This is a genomic window from Burkholderia sp. FW306-1C-G01B, from assembly GCF_058781685.1.
On sequence record NZ_JBYSWZ010000041.1, the window covers coordinates 1 to 797 of the forward strand.

The following is a 797-nucleotide window of genomic DNA, read 5'->3' on the forward strand; positions in this document are numbered from 1 at the left end:
GGCAAATTCGGCGGCTCGCTTGCGAAGATTGCGGCGCCCGAGCTGGGCGCGACGGTGATCCGCGCGGTGCTGGAGCGTGCGGGCGTGAAGCCCGAGCAGGTCAGCGAAGTGATCATGGGCCAGGTGCTGACGGCCGGCTCGGGGCAGAACCCGGCGCGGCAGTCGCTGATCAAGGCCGGGCTGCCGGCGGCAGTGCCGGGGATGACGATCAACAAGGTGTGCGGCTCGGGCCTGAAGGCCGTGATGCTGGCGGCGAACGCGATCGTCGCGGGCGACGCGGAGATCGTGATCGCGGGCGGGCAGGAGAACATGAGCGCGTCGCCGCACGTGCTGCCGGGCTCGCGCGACGGGTTCCGGATGGGCGACGCGAAGCTGGTCGACACGATGATCGTCGACGGGCTGTGGGACGTGTACAACCAGTACCACATGGGCATCACGGCGGAGAACGTCGCGAAGGAATACGGCATTACGCGCGACGAGCAGGACGCGTTCGCGGCGCTGTCGCAGAACAAGGCTGAAGCCGCGCAGAAGGCCGGGCGCTTCGACGACGAGATCGTGCCGGTGTCGATTCCGCAACGCAAGGGCGAGCCGCTGCAGTTCGCGACCGACGAGTTCGTGCGTCACGGCGTGACGGCGGAATCGCTGGCGGGGCTGAAGCCGGCGTTCTCGAAGGACGGCACGGTGACGGCGGCGAACGCGTCGGGTCTGAACGACGGCGCGGCGGCGGTGCTGGTGATGTCGGCGCAGAAGGCGGCGGCGCTGGGCCTGACGCCGCTGGCGCGGATCAAGGCGTATGC

1 protein-coding gene is annotated in these 797 nt (G+C 69.6%); it reads left to right on the forward strand.

All coding sequences use genetic code 11. From position 1 onward, the window contains the following. A partial coding sequence (locus tag AC3WLY_RS35200) for an acetyl-CoA C-acyltransferase (RefSeq protein ID WP_492310901.1) occupies nt 1–797 on the forward strand: 797 nt, incomplete at both ends.